Raw genomic sequence first — 16227 nt, 5'->3', positions numbered from 1 at the left:
CTTTCAGGTTACAACCGCAATTCAGCGACAAAATCATACGCATCGCCGCGATAAAGTGAGCGTGTCAGTTCGGCGACGCGTCCGTTTCTGAGAAAAGAAACACGTTCAATATTCAGCCCAGCGGCTCCCTCGGGAACATCAAGCAGTTCAGCCTCACGCGCGGCCAAATTCAGGGCCGAGATCTTCTGAACCGCCCGAACAGGACGGCGGCCCAACTGCTCCAAGACCTCGTACAGAGAGGTGGTCACTTCGATCGGGTTCGGCAGGATATCCAAAGGTAGCGCCGCTTTTTCCAGCGCCAGTGGACGGCCATCGGCTTCGCGCAATCGGTAGATACGAGAAATTTGCTCACCCTCGGACAAGCTCAAGGCGGCAATCTCTTCCTGTGTCGGGGCAAAAACCCCCCGCTCCAGCCATTTCGAGGCGGTCTTCATTCCGCGGCTGGTCATGTCTTCGGTGAAGGATGTCAGATGCGTCAGCGATTGTTCGACCCGCGCCATACGCTCGCGGATGAACGAGCCCGAGCCCTGACGCTGTTCGATCACGCCCTCTTGGACAAGCTCTTGAATCGCCTTGCGCACAGTGACGCGCGACAGGTCGGTGATCTCGACAAGTTCCCTCTCGGACGGCAGCGACGAATTGGGGGGCAGAACGCCGGTATCAATGCCCTCCTGCAGCCTGCGCCGCAGCTGCACATATCGCGGGCCGTTGTCAGCGGTCAGCCAGGATTCCGAGCGCAGAAAATCAGCGATGCTCATGTTCTACCTCCTTCGCCAGGGCAAGCGCCCCGTCGAGCGGTTCTCCTAACGGCGCGCGCAGGTCGGATTGCATGTTTTCGGGCAGATACGACGCGTATTGACCACCAATACCGCCCGTCAGGCACAGCGCGGTGCCCGGGCTCCACCCCAGACGCGCGGCTGTATCGGCCAGGTAAGCAGCACCTGCCTGCATGATGTGTTGCGCGGCCTCGTCTTCATTCTGAGCCGCCAAGGTCACTTTTGGTGCAATCGCACCAAACTGCGCAGGGTCTGCAGCCCCCGCAAAGCGAACGATCCCGGCAGGTCCGTCATGCTCGGACAGCAAAGTGGTCAAAAGGTCCGAACGGGTCTGCGTTCCATCAAACGCACGCAATGCCAAGGACAGCGCCATCCTTCCAACCCACTGGGCCGAGGCTTCATCCCCCAAGGCCGAGCCCCAGCCACCGGCAAAGCGCATGTCTCTACCAGTTTGTCTGGCCAGAAATGAGCCTGTACCACAATGGGCGATCAGCCCGTCCTGCGCACCCAGGGCCCCGCGCAAAGCTGCGGGGCGGTCATCTTCAATCCGGGCGCGCGTCAGGCCAAGCGCATCCCTCAGGCGGGTTGCGATTGTCTGATCCGTGATCCCGGCCAAGCCAACAAAAGAAGGGTAGGCCAACAAGGTCTCAACCCCGAGGCCAAGCTTGCCGGACAGCTGATCCAACCCAAGTTTTATCTGTGAAACACCGGCCTCAAAATCAGTCGAGACATTCGCAGCGCCGACCTCAACACCGTGAATAACTCCGGCAACCTCGCAGGCAACGCGACACCGCGTTCCACCGCCATCAATGGCCAGCACAGCATTATTCAGGGACTCAGTCATGACAATACCAATACAATACCTATTTCGATTAGAAAAGCCTCGTTTTATGCTATTTTCGCCAATATCTCGATTTTTCCTTTAAAATCAGCACCCAAATAGTACCGAAAAGAAAATGTTGGACAGGTGGTATTAAATAGGTATTGTAATCGGGAAACCTGGGAGGGGATTCTCTTGACGCTGCCGTCAACCGAACAACTGCACCGCGACGCCGCCAGCCTGAGCCGCGAAGACCTGACAGGGTCGGCGCTGTTGCTGGCCGAGGGGCAGATCGCTGCTGCAGCGGCGGTGCGTTCGGCCACGCAGGCTATTGCATTGGGCGCCGCTGCGATGGCCGAGACACTCCGGTCGGGCGGCATGCTGCACTATGTTGCGGCGGGCTCGTCCGGTTTGATGGCGGCGGCTGACGCGCAAGAGCTGGGCGGGACCTTCTCGATCACGCCGGATCAGTTGCGGATTCACATGGCTGGTGGTCTTCCGACGGGTGTCGAGATGCCGGGTGATTCCGAAGACGCCGACGGTGACCTGCGTGAAGCGCTGAACAGTTTGTCAGCCCGGGACACGGTGATCGCCGTATCCGCCAGCGGATCCACACCTTACACGATGACAGCGGTAGGCATCGCCCGCGCAAACGGCGCGACCTTGATCGGCATCGCCAATAACGCCAACAGCCCCCTGCTGATACAGGCCAACATCCCGATCCTGCTTGCCACACCGCCCGAACTGATCTCTGGATCAACTCGGATGGGCGCGGGAACGGCACAAAAGATCGCCTTGAATATGCTGTCGTCGCTGATGGCGCTGGACCTTGGCCACGTACATGGCGGCATGATGGTCAACCTGCGCGCGGACAATGACAAACTGCGCGCCCGCGCGGCCGGAATCGTCACCCGCATTGCCGAGGTGGACACAGACGCAGCAAAGCGCGCACTGGAAGCAACGCGCGGTGATGTGAAGCCCGCCGTGCTTGTCGCCGCAAAAGGTGTTTCGGCATCCGAAGCCACCGAACGCCTACGAACATCAGACGGAATCCTAACGGCCGCACTGGCCATAGAATAATAACCATCAATCGGGAGAATATGGATGACCAAGAATAGCTTGAAACTTGCTCTGCTGGGCACGACGCTGATGGCGTCGGCTGCCTATGCGGATGATGTGACCCTGACCATCGAGAGCTGGCGAAATGACGACCTGACCCTATGGCAGGACCAGATCATCCCTGCGTTTGAGGCCAAACACCCCGGCATCAAAGTGCAATTTACACCCTCGGCCCCGGCAGAATACAACGCTGTCCTGAACTCGAAACTGGATGCGGGCTCGGCTGGCGATCTGATCACCTGCCGTCCTTTCGATGCATCACTGGCCCTCTATGAGGCCGGCCACCTGAGCGACCTGTCGGGTGTCGAAGCGATGAACAACTTCTCGGATGTCGCCAAATCGGCCTGGCAAACGGATGACGGCTCGGCCAGTTTCTGCGTTCCGATGGCGTCGGTGATCCACGGGTTCATCTATAACAAGGACGCGTTTGCCGAACTGGGTATCGAAGTTCCCACAACCGAGGACGAGTTCTTTGCCGCCCTCGACAAGATCAAGGAAGACGGCACTTATATCCCGATGGCGATGGGCACCAACGACCAGTGGGAAGCCGCCACTATGGGTTATAACAACATCGGCCCGAACTATTGGAAAGGCGAAGAGGGCCGCCAGGCGCTGATCGCGGGCGAGCAAAAGCTGACCGATGAAGCCTGGACCGCCCCCTATGCCACCCTGGCCCGTTGGGGCGCTTATCTGGGTGATGGATATGAGGCGCAGACCTATCCCGACAGCCAGAACATCTTTACCTTGGGTCGCGCAGCCGTCTACCCTGCGGGATCCTGGGAAATTTCGGGCTTCAATGCGCAGGCCGATTTCGAAATGGGCGCCTTTAAGCCGCCAGTCCAGAATGCGGGCGATACCTGCTATATCTCGGACCACACCGACATTGGCATTGGTATGAATGCGGCCACCGCGAATCCCGAAGCTGCCGAGACGTTCCTGGCATGGGTCGCAAGCCCGGAATTCGCCGAAATCTTCGGCAACGCCCTGCCTGGCTTCTTCCCGCTCTCGAACACTCCGGTCGAGCTGCAGGACCCGCTGGCCAAGGAAATCGTAGGCTGGCGCGAAGAGTGTGAATCGACCATCCGCTCGACCTATCAAATCCTGTCGCGTGGCACACCGAACCTTGAAAACGATACCTGGGGCGCTTCGGTTGCCGCCATCAAAGGCGCAAAATCCCCCGAGGAACTGGGTGCCGAACTGCAGGAAGGCCTGGCCTCCTGGTACGCTCCGCATCAGTAAGCTGATCCATACCCGGGCGGTGCCGACCGCCCGGGTAACTCCGACACCCCTTTGAAAGCAATCCCATGACCCGCCCCCGCATCCGCTGGCATATCGTTGTATTTCTGGCACCTGCCGTACTCGTCTATACCGCTGTGATGATTTTCCCGCTGTTCAACACACTGCGCCTTGCACTGTATACAGAGGTTGATCAGGCTCGCGTGTTTGTCGGATTGCAGAATTTCCAGACGCTGTTTTTCGATCCCAACTGGTCGGATCAGTTCTGGAATGCTCTGGGTAATAATTTTTGGTTCTTCCTGATCCATATGTTGGTTCAGAACCCGATCGGCATCGCGCTGGCCGCCCTTCTCAGCCACCCCCGCCTACGGTTTGCGGCCCTCTATCGCTCGGCCATCTTCATTCCAACGATCCTCAGCTTTGTGATCGTGGGCTTTGCCTGGAAACTGATCCTGTCACCGATCTGGGGCATAGCGCCCTCGATGCTGGACGCGGTTGGGCTAAAGTCGCTCTTTGCGCCATGGTTGGGCAAAGAGGAATACGCGCTGACCACGCTGGCGCTGATCTCGGTCTGGCAGTTCGTAGGCATCCCGATGATGCTGATCTATGCCGCCCTGCTGACCATCCCCGAAGAAATCCTTGAGGCCGGAGAGATCGACGGCATCACCGGGGCCTCGGCCTTCTGGAAGATCAAACTACCGCTGATCCTGCCCTCGATCGGGATCATCTCGATCCTGACCTTTGTAGGAAATTTCAACGCATTCGACCTGATCTATGCCTCACAAGGCGCGCTGGCGGGGCCGGATTTCTCAACCGATATTCTAGGTACTTTCATGTATCGCACATTCTTCGGCTTCCAGTTGCAACTAGGCGACCCGCATATGGGGTCCGCCATCGCCGGGGCCATGTTCGCAATCATCCTGGTGGGCGTCTGTATCTATCTGTTCGGCATCCAGACCCGGATGCGCCGGTATCAACTGTGAGGGCCAAGTGATGAACAAAGCACGCCAAAACCCCCTCAACACCGCAGCAATGCATGCCGGGTTGATCCTGTACACGCTGATCGCGCTGTTCCCGGTCTTTGTGATCCTGATCAACAGCTTCAAAACCCGCCGGTCGATCTTTCGCGAACCGCTGGCCCTGCCCAACGCAGACAGTTTTTCGCTGATCGGCTATGAGACGGTGATGAAGCAGGGGGATTTCTTCCTCTACTTTCAGAACTCGATGATCGTCACCGTGGCGTCGTTGTTCTTTATCCTGCTGTTCGGTGCCATGGCGGCCTATGCGCTGTCCGAATACCAGTTCAAAGGCAACCTGCTGATGGGCCTGTATCTGGCACTGGGGATCATGATTCCGATCCGCATCGGCACTGTCGCAATCCTTGAGATGATGGTGGCGACCGGGTTGGTGAACTCACTTTGGGCGCTGATCCTGGTCTATACGGCACAGGGTTTGCCGCTGGCTGTGTTCATCCTGTCCGAATTCATGCGGCAGGTCAGCGACGATCTGAAAAACGCCGGGCGCATCGACGGGCTGTCGGAATATACGATCTTCTTCCGCCTGGTGCTGCCACTGGTGCGGCCCGCCATGGCGACGGTGGCCGTATTCAACATGATCCCGATCTGGAACGACCTTTGGTTCCCGCTGATCCTGGCCCCCGCCGAAGAGACCAAGACCCTGACGCTGGGCAGCCAGGTCTTTATCGGTCAATTTGTCACCGACTGGAACGCCGTCCTTTCAGCCTTGTCGATGGCAATCCTGCCGGTCCTGGTTCTCTATGTCATATTCTCGCGCCAGCTGATCCGCGGCATCACGTCAGGGGCTGTCAAATGACACGTGTTCTGATCGCAGGTCTTGGCAATATGGGGTTCAGCCACGCGCTGGCCCATCACCATCACCCGGACGTGCAAATTGCTGGGCTGGTGAACCGATCCGGGCGCGTGGATGACCCCGATCTGGCGGATTATCCTGCCTATTCGGATTTCGAAACCGCGCTGGCCGAAACAAACTCGGATCTGGTCGTGATCGCCACCTATTCCGACAGCCATGCGGATTATGCCTGTGCGGCGATGGAAGCCGGGGCGCATGTCTTTGTAGAGAAACCGCTGGCCACCAATGTCGCTGATGCGCGGCGCGTGGTCGAAACCGCCATCCGACTGAACCGCAAGCTGGTTGTTGGCTACATCCTGCGCCACCACCCCTCGTGGGTGCGGCTGATTGCCGAGGCCCGCAACCTGGGTGGGCCTTATGTATTCCGCCTGAACCTGAACCAGCAATCCAGCGGCGCGGAATGGGAGACGCATAAAGCGTTGATGCAGACCACCTCGCCCATCGTGGATTGCGGCGTTCACTATGTCGATGTGATGTGTCAGATCACCGACGCGCAACCGGTGCGCGTCCACGGCATGGGTCTGCGCCTGTCCGATGAGATCGCGCCCGAAATGTATAATTATGGCCAGTTCCAGGTGGTCTTCGATGACGGCTCGGTCGGCTGGTACGAGGCCGGCTGGGGCCCGATGATGTCGGAAACCGCGTTCTTCGTGAAAGATATCGTGTCGCCCAACGGCTCGGTCTCGATCACCGACGGGAACAAGGGCGCCTCGGCGGATATCGACGGGCATACCAAAGTCGGCGGTCTGCTGGTGCACACGCCCGACGGCGACCACACAATCGAGATGCCGGATGAACCCGGCCACCAAAACCTCTGCGATGCCGAACAGGCCTATATGCTGCGCGCCATCACTGACGATATCGACCTGACGCGTCATATGAATGACGCCGTCCAATCCCTTGCCATTTGCCTGGCTGCGGATGAAAGCATCCGCACAGGCCAGCCCGTTTCCTTTGAGGAGCAAGCGACATGACCGCCCTGACGCTGAACAAAATCAATAAATCCTTCGGCAATGTGCATGTCCTGAAGGACATCACGCTCGAGGTCGAAGACGGCGAGTTCGTCGTCTTTGTCGGCCCCTCGGGCTGCGGCAAGTCCACCTTATTGCGAGTGATTGCCGGGCTCGAGGATGCGTCCTCAGGCGATATCCATATTGGTGGTCAACAGGTCAATCTGCTGCCGCCCTCCAAGCGCGGTATCGCGATGGTGTTCCAAAGCTATGCGCTTTACCCGCACCTCAATGTCCGGGGAAACATGACGCTGGCGCTGAAACAGGAAAAGCAGCCCAAATCGGTGATCGAAGAGCGCGTCGCCAATGCCAGCCGGATGCTGAACCTCGAGCCTTATCTGGATCGCTTCCCGTCGGAATTGTCAGGCGGTCAGCGTCAGCGGGTTGCCATTGGCCGTGCCATCGTGCGCGAACCCAAACTGTTCCTGTTTGACGAGCCTCTGTCCAATCTGGATGCCGCGCTGCGCATGAATACGCGGATCGAGATCGCCAATCTGCACCGCGCGCTGGACGCCTCGATGATCTATGTCACCCATGACCAGACCGAGGCGATGACGCTGGCAGACAAGATCGTCGTTCTGCGCGACGGAAGGGTGGAACAGATTGGCAGCCCGATGGAGCTGTATAACAACCCTGCCAACCAATTTGTGGCCGGGTTCCTCGGCTCTCCGTCGATGAATTTCCTGCCGCAGGGGCTGCTTAATGAAAGCGGTCAGAACACGATCGGCATCCGGCCCGAGGACCTGTTTGTTTCAGATGACGGACCGCTCACCGCGCGTGTAAGCCATGTCGAAAAGCTGGGCGGAGACACAAATGTCATCGCACAGGTCAACGAACATGCCGTAACCGCCCGCCTGTTTGGCCAGCATGCGATATCCGAAGGGCAGGAATTGCGACTCGCCTATTCTCCGGACAAGGCCTATCGGTTTAACGCCGAAGGTCAGCGCCTTACCTGACCGCTTTTCCCCTGGCGAAACCCCAATAAAACACGCCGTGATCAACCCGTTTTGACGGGCTGGTCCAATCGGCGTATCCTTACGCATCCCGAGTAAATCTGTTTCCTGAGTATCCCGGCGCCATCGTTAATGGTGCTGTTATCACCCTGTCACAAATGCCCCCTAAATGCGTTTCATCGACTTTTCACCGACAGCCAGGAGCAATCCATGAAAGACGTTGACCCTACCACACTTTCCGCCGACGACTGGGACGAGCTGCATTTCCCCCGCCCCGAAGAAAACGACTTTGACCGTGTCGTCGAAAGCGCCATTTCCCGCCGTGGATTTCTGTCCGGCGTTGTGGCTTTCGGCTCTGGCGCGGCTGCGATGGGTACTGGCCTACTTGGTTCGACCTCGGCGCAGGCACAGGCTGCATCCCGCTTTGCCTTCACGCCAATCGCCGCACAGACCGACGGCACCGTCCATGTGCCCGAAGGGTACGACTGGCAGATCCTGATGCGCTGGGGCGACCCGCTGTTTTCGGATGCCGATGGCTATGACCTAGCCGAGGGCGGCCCAGTCGAGAACTCGGACCGCATCTTTGGCGAGAATACCGACGGAATGGAGACCTTTATCTTCCAGGGTCATGAGCTGATTGCGATCAATCACGAATATCCGAACGGTAAGATCAACCTGCCCGCCGCGCAGGAAGGCGTTCCAGCCAGTGCTGACGACGTGCGCAAACTGCAGAACCTGCAGGGTGTGACCGTGATGGAAATCACCGAAGGCCCCGAAGGCTGGTCCGTGGTTAAAGACAGCCCGTTCAACCGGCGCATTCACCACAACACGCTGATGGCTATCGTCGGCCCCGCCGCTGGCCACGATCTGCTGAAGACCGAGGCCGACCCGACCGGCACAACCTCGCTGGGCACCATGAACAACTGCGGTGCAGGCAAGACGCCTTGGGGCACGTATCTGACCTGCGAAGAGAACTTTAACGGCTATTTCGGCTCCAGCGACGAAAACGCCAGCTATGATCAAAAGGTCGCGGACGGTTTCAAACGCTATGGTGTCAAAGCCGAAAGCTGGAACGGCTACGAACTGTTCGATCCGCGGTTCGACACCTCCAAAAACCCCAATGAGCCGCACCGGGTGGGCTGGATCGTCGAAATCGACCCGACCAAACCGGATAGCACCCCGGTCAAACATACCGGTCTGGGCCGTTTCAAGCATGAAAATGCCGAGGTGACTCTGGCCGCTGATGGCCGCGTGGTTGTCTATATGGGTGATGATGAGCGGGGCGAGTATCTGTACAAATTCGTCTCGAACCGAACCTATCAGCCCGGCGGCGAAACCCAGAGCCTGTTGAACGACGGCACGCTTTATGTGGCGAAATTCGATGACGACATGACAGGCACCTGGCTGCCGCTGACGCCGGATGCAACCGGCATGGATGCGGCGGATATTGCGATCTTTACCCGAATGGCGGCATCCAAAGCAGGCGGCACCACAATGGACCGCCCTGAATGGGTGGCGTCCAGCCCAGTAGCGGTCGAAGCCTATTGCTGCCTGACCAACAACAAGAACCGCGGCGTGAAACCAAATGCCGGAGGCGACGATACGTCGACCAATGGACCCAACCCGCGTGAGGCCAATAAATATGGCCAGATCGTTCGCTGGAAACCGGATAATGACGACCACGCAGCCGACGCGTTCGTTTGGGGTCTCTATGTCATGGCCGGCAATCCGACGGTGCATTCTGACGCCCGCGCCGGGTCGGCCAATGTGAACGAGGGCAACCTGTTCAACTCACCCGACGGGATGACCATTGACTCGACCGGTCTGGTCTGGATCCAGACCGACGGCAATGACGACAATGAAGAAGACTTCGCAGGTCACGGCAACAACCAGATGCTGGTCGGCGATCCGGTCACAGGCGAAATCGCCCGTTTCATGACCGGTCCAAACGGGTGTGAGGTCACGGGTCTGGCCTGGTCCAGCGATCTGCGCACCATGTTTGTCGGCATTCAGCATCCCGGCAGCGAATGGCCGGATGGTGGCACACCGCGCTCGTCGGTGATCACGATCAAGCGCACCGATAACGGGCTGGTCGGTTAAGCTGTTCCAGATTGTCCCCGGTCCTATGGGTCGGGGACGTCTATTCCTCAGATATCCTCACCGGGCGGCTCCAACGGTCCGCCTGGAGCCATCAAGTGGCGCTCGGACAGCCAGGGATTAAGCTTCAAAGCATGTAACAGTGCCGCACGGGCTTCATCTATCCGATGCAAGCCAAGCAGCGTCAGGGCGCGCCCGCTGATCGCCGCGACATGGTTCGGAGACAGCTCGATCGCCTTGTCCAGATCCGGCAACGCAGATGCGAAATCCTGGCTAAGATAATATGCAAAGGCGCGCTGATTGTACCCCTCGGCATAATGCGGGCAGTATTCGATGAGCTTGTCAAACTCCTCGATGGCGCCCCGAAGGTCCCAGCCACTGCGGCGGGTCATGCCCCGGTCCAGCACGGCCTGCGCAACAGCGTCGGGCGCATCGGTCCAGAACTCCCATAACTGATTGGAAAATGTCTGGGCTTCGGCCTCGTTTCCAACATCCTGAATTTGCGCGATTACGGCCGAGATGCTTTCGGTATGATCCGGCGAGGACGGGCATTCTTCAGACCAGGCGACACCTGGAAGGGCCGCCAACACTAGCAGAGGGAACACAAAACGCTTCATACGCGTATGGTGACGCGCTTGCGCAATTCGTCAACCCACCCTGTCCAAAGCGCCTGAAACAACGGTTTCCTTAACTGCCTCCATCGCCACAAAGGTCGAGGTATTCGCCACATGCGGAAGCGAGGATATCTTCTCAGCCAAAACGGCGCGGTATTCCGACATTGAACCAGTGCGGATTTTCAGCAGATAGTCGAAATTCGACGCGATCATATGGGCTTGCTCGATTTCGGGCACCTTGCGGACTGCGGCGTTAAACTCGGCCAGTGCCTTCTCTCTTGTGTCTGTCAGGCGCACCTCGACAAAAGCCACATGGTCCAGCCCCAGTCGGATCGGGTCCAGTAGAGCGCGATACCCGGTGATCACCCCGCTAACCTCAAGTCGCTTTAGACGCGCCTGGGTTGGGGATTTCGACAGCCCGATCCGCCGCGCAAGGTCGGCAACTGATATGCGCCCATCCTCTGAGAGAATCGCCAAGATCGCTCGATCAAACCGATCCAAATCCGGAAAGTTCATTTGCACGGCATTATCCCCTAAATACAGTCCATCCGACCAGATGAATTAAAAAATACGGCAATCGTCCTGAGAAATCGACATTATATTCAACAAAAGCCTGGAGGATTCATGTCACACAGCCTGAGCACCCATATCGACAGCCAAACCTACGCTGATCAAACCGCCGTTCTCGACAATCTTATCGATCATGCCGCGCTGTCTGAAACTGATCGAGCCCAAATCTGTGCGGCAGCCGCCCAGCTTGTGCGTGATATTCGATCCAGTACATCGCCGGGCATGATGGAGGTGTTTCTGGCCGAATATGGCCTGTCCACCGATGAGGGCGTGGCGCTGATGTGTCTGGCCGAAGCGCTGCTGCGCGTGCCGGATGCCGACACGATCGATGCTCTCATCGAAGACAAGATCGCGCCGTCCGACTGGGGCAAGCATCTTGGGCAATCCTCCTCGCCGCTGGTGAATGCCTCGACCTGGGCGCTGATGCTGACCGGTAAAGTTCTCGACGACGGCAAGCCCTCGCCTGTCAGTGCCCTGCGAGGTGCGATCAAAAGACTGGGTGAACCGGTTATCCGCACGGCCGTCGGGCGCGCAATGAAGGAAATGGGCCGTCAGTTCGTGCTGGGCGAGACCATCCAGTCGGCCATGGAACGTGCCAGCGGGATGGAGGCCAAGGGCTATACCTATTCCTACGATATGCTGGGTGAAGCCGCACGGACCGAGGCCGACGCGGCCCGATATCATTTGTCTTATTCCCGTGCCATCACCGCCATTGCAGAGGCCTGCACCCATGATGACATTCGGGCTAATCCGGGCATCTCGGTCAAGCTGTCGGCGCTGCACCCCCGGTATGAGCTGGCCCAAGAACAGCGTGTGATGGCCGAGCTTGTCCCCCGCCTGCGCGCCCTGTGCCTTTTGGCCAAAGCCGCTGGCATGGGCCTGAATATCGACGCCGAAGAGGCCGACCGCCTGTCGCTGTCCCTGCAGGTCATCGAAGCGGTGATGGCCGAGCCTGCACTCGCAGGATGGGACGGGTTCGGAATTGTGGTTCAGGCCTATGGTCCGCGTGCTGGAATCGCACTGGACGCGCTCTATGGAATGGCCGAGCGTTATGACCGCAAACTGATGGTGCGGCTGGTCAAAGGCGCCTATTGGGATACCGAGATCAAGCGCGCTCAGGTAGAAGGCGTCGAGGGTTTTCCGGTGTTTACCAGCAAGGCCGTGACCGATGTCTCCTATATCGCCAATGCGCGAAAATTGCTGGGTATGACCGACCGGATTTACCCGCAGTTCGCCACCCATAACGCCCATACGGTCAGCGCCATTCTTCAGATGGCCACTGATCAGCCTTTCGAATTCCAGCGCCTGCACGGCATGGGGGAAACCCTGCACCATCTGGTTAAGGACGCAAACAACACACGCTGCCGCATATACGCGCCTGTCGGGGCCCATCGTGACTTGCTGGCCTACCTGGTGCGGCGACTGCTTGAGAATGGTGCGAACTCTTCATTCGTGAACCAAATCGTGGATGATACTGTTCCCCCGGAGGAGGTTGCAGCCGATCCGTTTCTCACTCTCTTCGAACCGGCACGCGCCATTCCAACCGGACCCGAACTGTTTCAACCCGAGCGGCCCAATTCGCAGGGGTTTGACTTGCGGCACATTCCCACTTTGGACCGGGTCAATGCCGCGCGGGAGGCGTTTCGGACGCATCACTGGTATGCGCGCCCGTTGTTGTCCGGCGATGCGCGGCCCGATGACGATCAGCCCATCGTCAACCCCGCACAGTCGCGGGATCGCCCCGGTGCCGTTGCCCCGGCCAGCGCACAGGATGTCGAGCTTGCTTTGACTGCAGCCACCCCCTGGCAGGTAGTGGCAGATCAACGCTCGCAGGTTCTGAATGCCGCCGCCGACCTTTACGAGACCCATTTCGGTGAGCTTTTCGCCCTGCTGGCCCGTGAGGCTGGTAAGTCCCTTCCCGATGCAGTCGCCGAACTGCGCGAGGCGGTAGATTTCCTGCGCTATTATGCGGCGAATATACCCGACGCAGAACCAGCGGGTGTGTTCACCTGCATCAGCCCGTGGAACTTTCCGCTGGCCATTTTCACCGGTCAAATATCCGCCGCTTTGGCCACTGGGAATGCGGTATTGGCAAAGCCCGCACCGCAGACACCATTGATCGCGCATCGCGCCGTTGAATTGCTGCACGAGGCCGGAGTGCCACGCAGCGCGCTACAGTTGCTGCCGGGCGGTCCATCGGTGGGCGCAGCCCTGACCTCGGACCCGAGGGTGTCGGGAGTGGCCTTTACCGGCTCGACCGGGACCGCCCTGAAAATCCGTGCGGCCATGGCCGGAAACTTGCGACCGGGAACGCCTCTGATCGCGGAAACCGGTGGCTTGAATGCGATGATCGTGGACAGCACCGCCCTGCCCGAACAGGCGGTTCAGTCGATCATCGAAAGCGCATTCCAATCAGCGGGACAAAGGTGCTCGGCGTTGCGCTGTCTTTATGTCCAAGAAGACATTGCCGATGATCTTCTGACCATGCTGACAGGGGCCATGGACGCGCTGCTGGTTGGCGATCCCTGGTTGATTTCAACCGATTGCGGCCCCGTGATCGACGAAGATGCCCGCCTTGGAATCGCTGATCACATCGCATTGGCACGGTCCGAAGGGCGTGTCCTGAAAGAGATGTCCGTCCCTGGTGACGGCACGTTCATCGCCCCAACCCTTATCGAAATCCCCGGCATTGCCGAGTTGGAGCGCGAGGTGTTTGGCCCGGTCCTGCATGTAGTGCGGTTCAATTCCTCAGAGTTGGATCAGATCATCGCCGATATCAACGCCACAGGATACGGGCTGACCTTTGGCCTGCACACACGGATCGACGACCGCGTTCAGCACATCACCGAAGCTGTTCATGCCGGAAACATCTACGTCAATCGCAACCAGATCGGCGCCATAGTTGGATCGCAACCCTTTGGCGGCGAGGGCCTGTCGGGGACCGGCCCAAAGGCGGGTGGGCCGAACTACCTGACCCGTTTCTGCGCCCCGGACCGGAAGGTCAGTCCCGAGCAATGGTCCACCGATATGACCGATCTACCATTACCAGAAGGAAAATCTGCTGAGATCAAGGCGCGGTTGCTGCCCGGTCCGACGGGTGAATCGAACCGCCTGAGTGAATTCTCACGCGCACCGCTATTGTGTATGGGCCCCGGAGTTGAAGCCGCACAAGCGCAGGCCAACGCGGTCAAAGCACTGGGCGGGCGGGCTATAACTGCTATCGGCGCGTTAGACCTGCACCGGCTTGAAATCCTGACTGGCTTCTCGGGCGTATTGTGGTGGGGCGACGACGCAACCGGTCAGGAAATCGAGCGTCATCTGTCCCGGCGTGCAGGCCCAATCATCCCTCTGATCCCCGGCCAGCCAGATCGCACCCGCGTTCTGGGAGAACGACATGTCTGTGTCGACACCACTGCTGCGGGTGGGAATGCCGCATTGCTGGGGGGTGCGGCCTAAACAGGCCTTGACGCTGGGCAGCCAACCGCCCAGCGTCGCACCATGTTTCCAATTCGTGACCATAACCCTTCGGGGCGCACCCCATATGTCATCTATCTGTTGATGGCAGCGAATATCCTGATTTTCCTCAGCTATGCGGGAAGCATGGAGAACCAGCGACTGATCACCCAGCTGTATACCGATTATGCGGTGGTGCCCGCCCGGATTACGGACGGTTACACGCTTGAGACCCTCGTGACCTCGATGTTCCTGCATGGCGGCTGGATGCATCTGGCAGGAAACATGCTGTTCCTGTGGATCTTCGGCGACAACCTCGAAGACGAAATGGGCCACCTGCCCTTTCTACTGTTCTATCTTGCCGCGGGTATCGGGGCCGGTCTGATCCACGTCGTCACAGCGCCACAATCTCTGGTTCCTACGATTGGTGCGTCTGGCGCAATAGCTGGCGTCATGGGTGGCTATTTGTTGATGTTCCCCAAAGCGCGCGTGGACATCCTGCTTGTTCTGGTGATCTATTTCCGTGTCTTCTCGATCCCGGCGTTTGTCATGCTAGGCGTGTGGCTGGGTATGCAGTTCATTGGGAGCCTGTCCAGCAACCCCGACGAGGGCGGCGTCGCCTATTGGGCCCATACCGGGGGCTTCCTTGTTGGTTTGCTCTTGTGCATACCCCTTTGGTTGCGGCGCGGCGCGAGTGACTATTGGAACCGCACCCATGGGCATCCGCCCCATCCAGAGCACGAATACAAGCTGTCACATTCCCGCATCCCCCGCATCCCGCGCCGGTAAGCGCCCACCGCTGAGCAAGGTAACCTCTTGCGCGGCGGCTTGTACCAATCGGCCCAATTCCGGCGCGCGTTCAGTGCTGAAACGGGCGGTAGGGCCAGATACGGAAATGCCCGCACAGGGTTCCCCCCGGTCGTTGAAGATGGCAGCACCGATGCATGACATCCCCTCGTATCGTTCCTCCCGATCATGCGACCACCCGCGGGCCCGGGTCTGATCCAGATCGCTTTGCAGTGCATCGCCGGGCACCAGTGTTTGAGGCGTGAAGACCTTTGTGTCCAACGTGCCCAGCGCTTTGAACAATGCTGCCTCGTTCAACGCGGCCAAGATCGCCTTACCGGTGCCCGAGGCATACATCGGTGTCCGCGCGCCCGGTGGAAAAAAGGCCCGGATCGGATTGGCCGTTTCGACCTGCCCCACAAACACCACTTCGGCCCCGTCCGGAACGGCTAGATTCGCCGTCTCGCCGCTATCTTGCATCAGCCGGCGTAAAATGGGCCTTCCGATTTCGATAACACCATTACGGCGTAGAAAGGACGCTCCGGTGCGATAGGTCTCGATCCCGATCATCCATTCTTGACGCTCTTCATCAAAGGCGACGAAACCGTGCTTCTGCAGCGTCACCAGAATTCGGTGTGTTGTGGCCGTGGGCACATCAACTTCGCGCGCCAAATCGCTGAGTGCTGCGCGTTCCAGACGGGCCACTGTGGTCAAAACGCTCAGCGCCCGATCCAGCGATTGCATGGTCCCGGCCGAGCTTTCCTTGAACAGCGATTTTGGTCTGCCGCGTGGCCTTTTCTGCGTTTCCATCCCAGGCATTTCCTTTCAGCTGTCCAGAGTTTCTCGCGTCCGGATTTCTTGCACGTAAAAATGAAAAACGGAAAAGTTTAAAATATCAGTAGC

Annotated in this window: 14 protein-coding genes; 9 read left to right on the top strand and 5 right to left on the bottom strand. The window is 58.9% G+C overall.

Features of this window, described 5'->3' with window-relative positions; all coding sequences use genetic code 11:
• Positions 1 to 8 precede the first annotated feature (8 nt).
• Positions 9 to 758: a GntR family transcriptional regulator gene (locus tag AC2FLB_RS04550; protein ID WP_496708727.1), complete on the bottom strand. Its 750-nt coding sequence runs from the start codon at positions 756 to 758 to the stop codon at positions 9 to 11.
• Positions 745 to 1620: a glucosamine kinase nucleotide-binding domain-containing protein gene (locus AC2FLB_RS04545; protein WP_496708726.1), complete on the bottom strand. Its 876-nt coding sequence runs from the start codon at positions 1618 to 1620 to the stop codon at positions 745 to 747. Before AC2FLB_RS04545 ends, AC2FLB_RS04550 begins: the two co-directional genes overlap by 14 nt.
• Before the next feature lie 171 nt (positions 1621 to 1791).
• Here AC2FLB_RS04545 and AC2FLB_RS04540 point away from each other — a divergent pair, with 171 nt between their 5' ends.
• The 7 genes from AC2FLB_RS04540 to AC2FLB_RS04510 all read left to right on the top strand — a co-directional run bounded on the left by AC2FLB_RS04540 (position 1792) and on the right by AC2FLB_RS04510 (position 9904).
• Positions 1792 to 2676: an N-acetylmuramic acid 6-phosphate etherase gene (locus AC2FLB_RS04540; RefSeq protein ID WP_496706647.1), complete on the top strand. Its 885-nt coding sequence runs from the start codon at positions 1792 to 1794 to the stop codon at positions 2674 to 2676.
• A 24-nt stretch (positions 2677 to 2700) separates the two neighbouring features.
• Positions 2701 to 3954: an ABC transporter substrate-binding protein gene (locus tag AC2FLB_RS04535; RefSeq protein WP_282021497.1), complete on the top strand. Its 1254-nt coding sequence runs from the start codon at positions 2701 to 2703 to the stop codon at positions 3952 to 3954.
• Positions 3955 to 4019: 65 nt separating this feature from the next.
• The gene (locus AC2FLB_RS04530) at positions 4020 to 4934 is read left to right on the top strand and encodes a carbohydrate ABC transporter permease (RefSeq protein WP_496708725.1); all 915 of its coding nucleotides are present in this window, start codon (positions 4020 to 4022) and stop codon (positions 4932 to 4934) included.
• Between the two features lie 10 nt (positions 4935 to 4944).
• Complete coding sequence (locus tag AC2FLB_RS04525) at positions 4945 to 5784, top strand: carbohydrate ABC transporter permease (protein ID WP_142636672.1); 840 nt, start codon at positions 4945 to 4947, stop codon at positions 5782 to 5784.
• Positions 5781 to 6815, top strand: a complete 1035-nt coding sequence (locus tag AC2FLB_RS04520; RefSeq protein ID WP_496708724.1) for a Gfo/Idh/MocA family protein — start codon at positions 5781 to 5783, stop codon at positions 6813 to 6815. Before AC2FLB_RS04525 ends, AC2FLB_RS04520 begins: the two co-directional genes overlap by 4 nt.
• Positions 6812 to 7807: an ABC transporter ATP-binding protein gene (locus AC2FLB_RS04515; RefSeq protein ID WP_496708723.1), complete on the top strand. Its 996-nt coding sequence runs from the start codon at positions 6812 to 6814 to the stop codon at positions 7805 to 7807. Before AC2FLB_RS04520 ends, AC2FLB_RS04515 begins: the two co-directional genes overlap by 4 nt.
• Positions 7808 to 8014: 207 nt before the next feature.
• Complete coding sequence (locus AC2FLB_RS04510; RefSeq protein ID WP_496708722.1) at positions 8015 to 9904, top strand: PhoX family protein; 1890 nt, start codon at positions 8015 to 8017, stop codon at positions 9902 to 9904.
• A 47-nt stretch (positions 9905 to 9951) separates the two neighbouring features.
• Here the strand turns inward: AC2FLB_RS04510 and AC2FLB_RS04505 are convergent, their stop codons facing one another.
• Together AC2FLB_RS04505 and AC2FLB_RS04500 are read right to left on the bottom strand one after the other, a co-directional pair.
• Positions 9952 to 10518 carry a tetratricopeptide repeat protein gene (locus tag AC2FLB_RS04505; RefSeq protein WP_496708721.1) on the bottom strand — a complete coding sequence of 189 codons (567 nt, stop codon included), beginning with the start codon at positions 10516 to 10518 and terminating at the stop codon, positions 9952 to 9954.
• Between the two features lie 30 nt (positions 10519 to 10548).
• Entirely contained in the window at positions 10549 to 11031 is a 483-nt protein-coding gene (locus tag AC2FLB_RS04500) for an Lrp/AsnC family transcriptional regulator (protein WP_496691044.1), read from the bottom strand.
• 108 nt (positions 11032 to 11139) lie between these two features.
• Between AC2FLB_RS04500 and putA the strand changes: the two genes are divergently transcribed.
• Both putA and AC2FLB_RS04490 read left to right on the top strand, forming a co-directional pair.
• A complete protein-coding gene (gene putA / locus AC2FLB_RS04495) occupies positions 11140 to 14541 on the top strand; it encodes a bifunctional proline dehydrogenase/L-glutamate gamma-semialdehyde dehydrogenase PutA (protein WP_496708720.1) in 3402 nt (1133 codons plus the stop codon).
• Between the two features lie 42 nt (positions 14542 to 14583).
• Positions 14584 to 15327 (top strand): rhomboid family intramembrane serine protease, encoded by a 744-nt coding sequence (locus AC2FLB_RS04490; protein WP_496708719.1) that lies wholly within the window; start codon positions 14584 to 14586, stop codon positions 15325 to 15327.
• Here the strand turns inward: AC2FLB_RS04490 and AC2FLB_RS04485 are convergent.
• A complete protein-coding gene (locus tag AC2FLB_RS04485) occupies positions 15292 to 16134 on the bottom strand; it encodes an IclR family transcriptional regulator (protein ID WP_496708718.1) in 843 nt (280 codons plus the stop codon). The genes AC2FLB_RS04490 and AC2FLB_RS04485 overlap by 36 nt on opposite strands.
• Between the last annotated feature and the right edge of the window lie 93 nt (positions 16135 to 16227).

This window comes from Ruegeria sp. CDSA236 (genome assembly GCF_059611285.1).
Note: the sequence above shows the minus strand (reverse complement) of the source record. Positions and strands in the feature narration are given on the sequence as shown.

Excerpts from the sequence above, each read along its gene's own strand:
- AC2FLB_RS04510 (WP_496708722.1), top strand. The coding sequence starts at position 8,015 with ATGAAAGACGTTGACCCTACCACACTTTCCGCCGACGACTGGGACGAG.
- putA (WP_496708720.1), top strand. The coding sequence starts at position 11,140 with ATGTCACACAGCCTGAGCACCCATATCGACAGCCAAACCTACGCTGAT.
- AC2FLB_RS04550 (WP_496708727.1), bottom strand. The coding sequence starts at position 758 with ATGAGCATCGCTGATTTTCTGCGCTCGGAATCCTGGCTGACCGCTGAC.
- AC2FLB_RS04530 (WP_496708725.1), top strand. The coding sequence starts at position 4,020 with ATGACCCGCCCCCGCATCCGCTGGCATATCGTTGTATTTCTGGCACCT.
- AC2FLB_RS04485 (WP_496708718.1), bottom strand. The coding sequence starts at position 16,134 with ATGGAAACGCAGAAAAGGCCACGCGGCAGACCAAAATCGCTGTTCAAG.
- AC2FLB_RS04490 (WP_496708719.1), top strand. The coding sequence starts at position 14,584 with ATGTTTCCAATTCGTGACCATAACCCTTCGGGGCGCACCCCATATGTC.
- AC2FLB_RS04535 (WP_282021497.1), top strand. The coding sequence starts at position 2,701 with ATGACCAAGAATAGCTTGAAACTTGCTCTGCTGGGCACGACGCTGATG.
- AC2FLB_RS04515 (WP_496708723.1), top strand. The coding sequence starts at position 6,812 with ATGACCGCCCTGACGCTGAACAAAATCAATAAATCCTTCGGCAATGTG.
- AC2FLB_RS04505 (WP_496708721.1), bottom strand. The coding sequence starts at position 10,518 with ATGAAGCGTTTTGTGTTCCCTCTGCTAGTGTTGGCGGCCCTTCCAGGT.
- AC2FLB_RS04520 (WP_496708724.1), top strand. The coding sequence starts at position 5,781 with ATGACACGTGTTCTGATCGCAGGTCTTGGCAATATGGGGTTCAGCCAC.
- AC2FLB_RS04545 (WP_496708726.1), bottom strand. The coding sequence starts at position 1,620 with ATGACTGAGTCCCTGAATAATGCTGTGCTGGCCATTGATGGCGGTGGA.
- AC2FLB_RS04500 (WP_496691044.1), bottom strand. The coding sequence starts at position 11,031 with ATGAACTTTCCGGATTTGGATCGGTTTGATCGAGCGATCTTGGCGATT.
- AC2FLB_RS04525 (WP_142636672.1), top strand. The coding sequence starts at position 4,945 with ATGAACAAAGCACGCCAAAACCCCCTCAACACCGCAGCAATGCATGCC.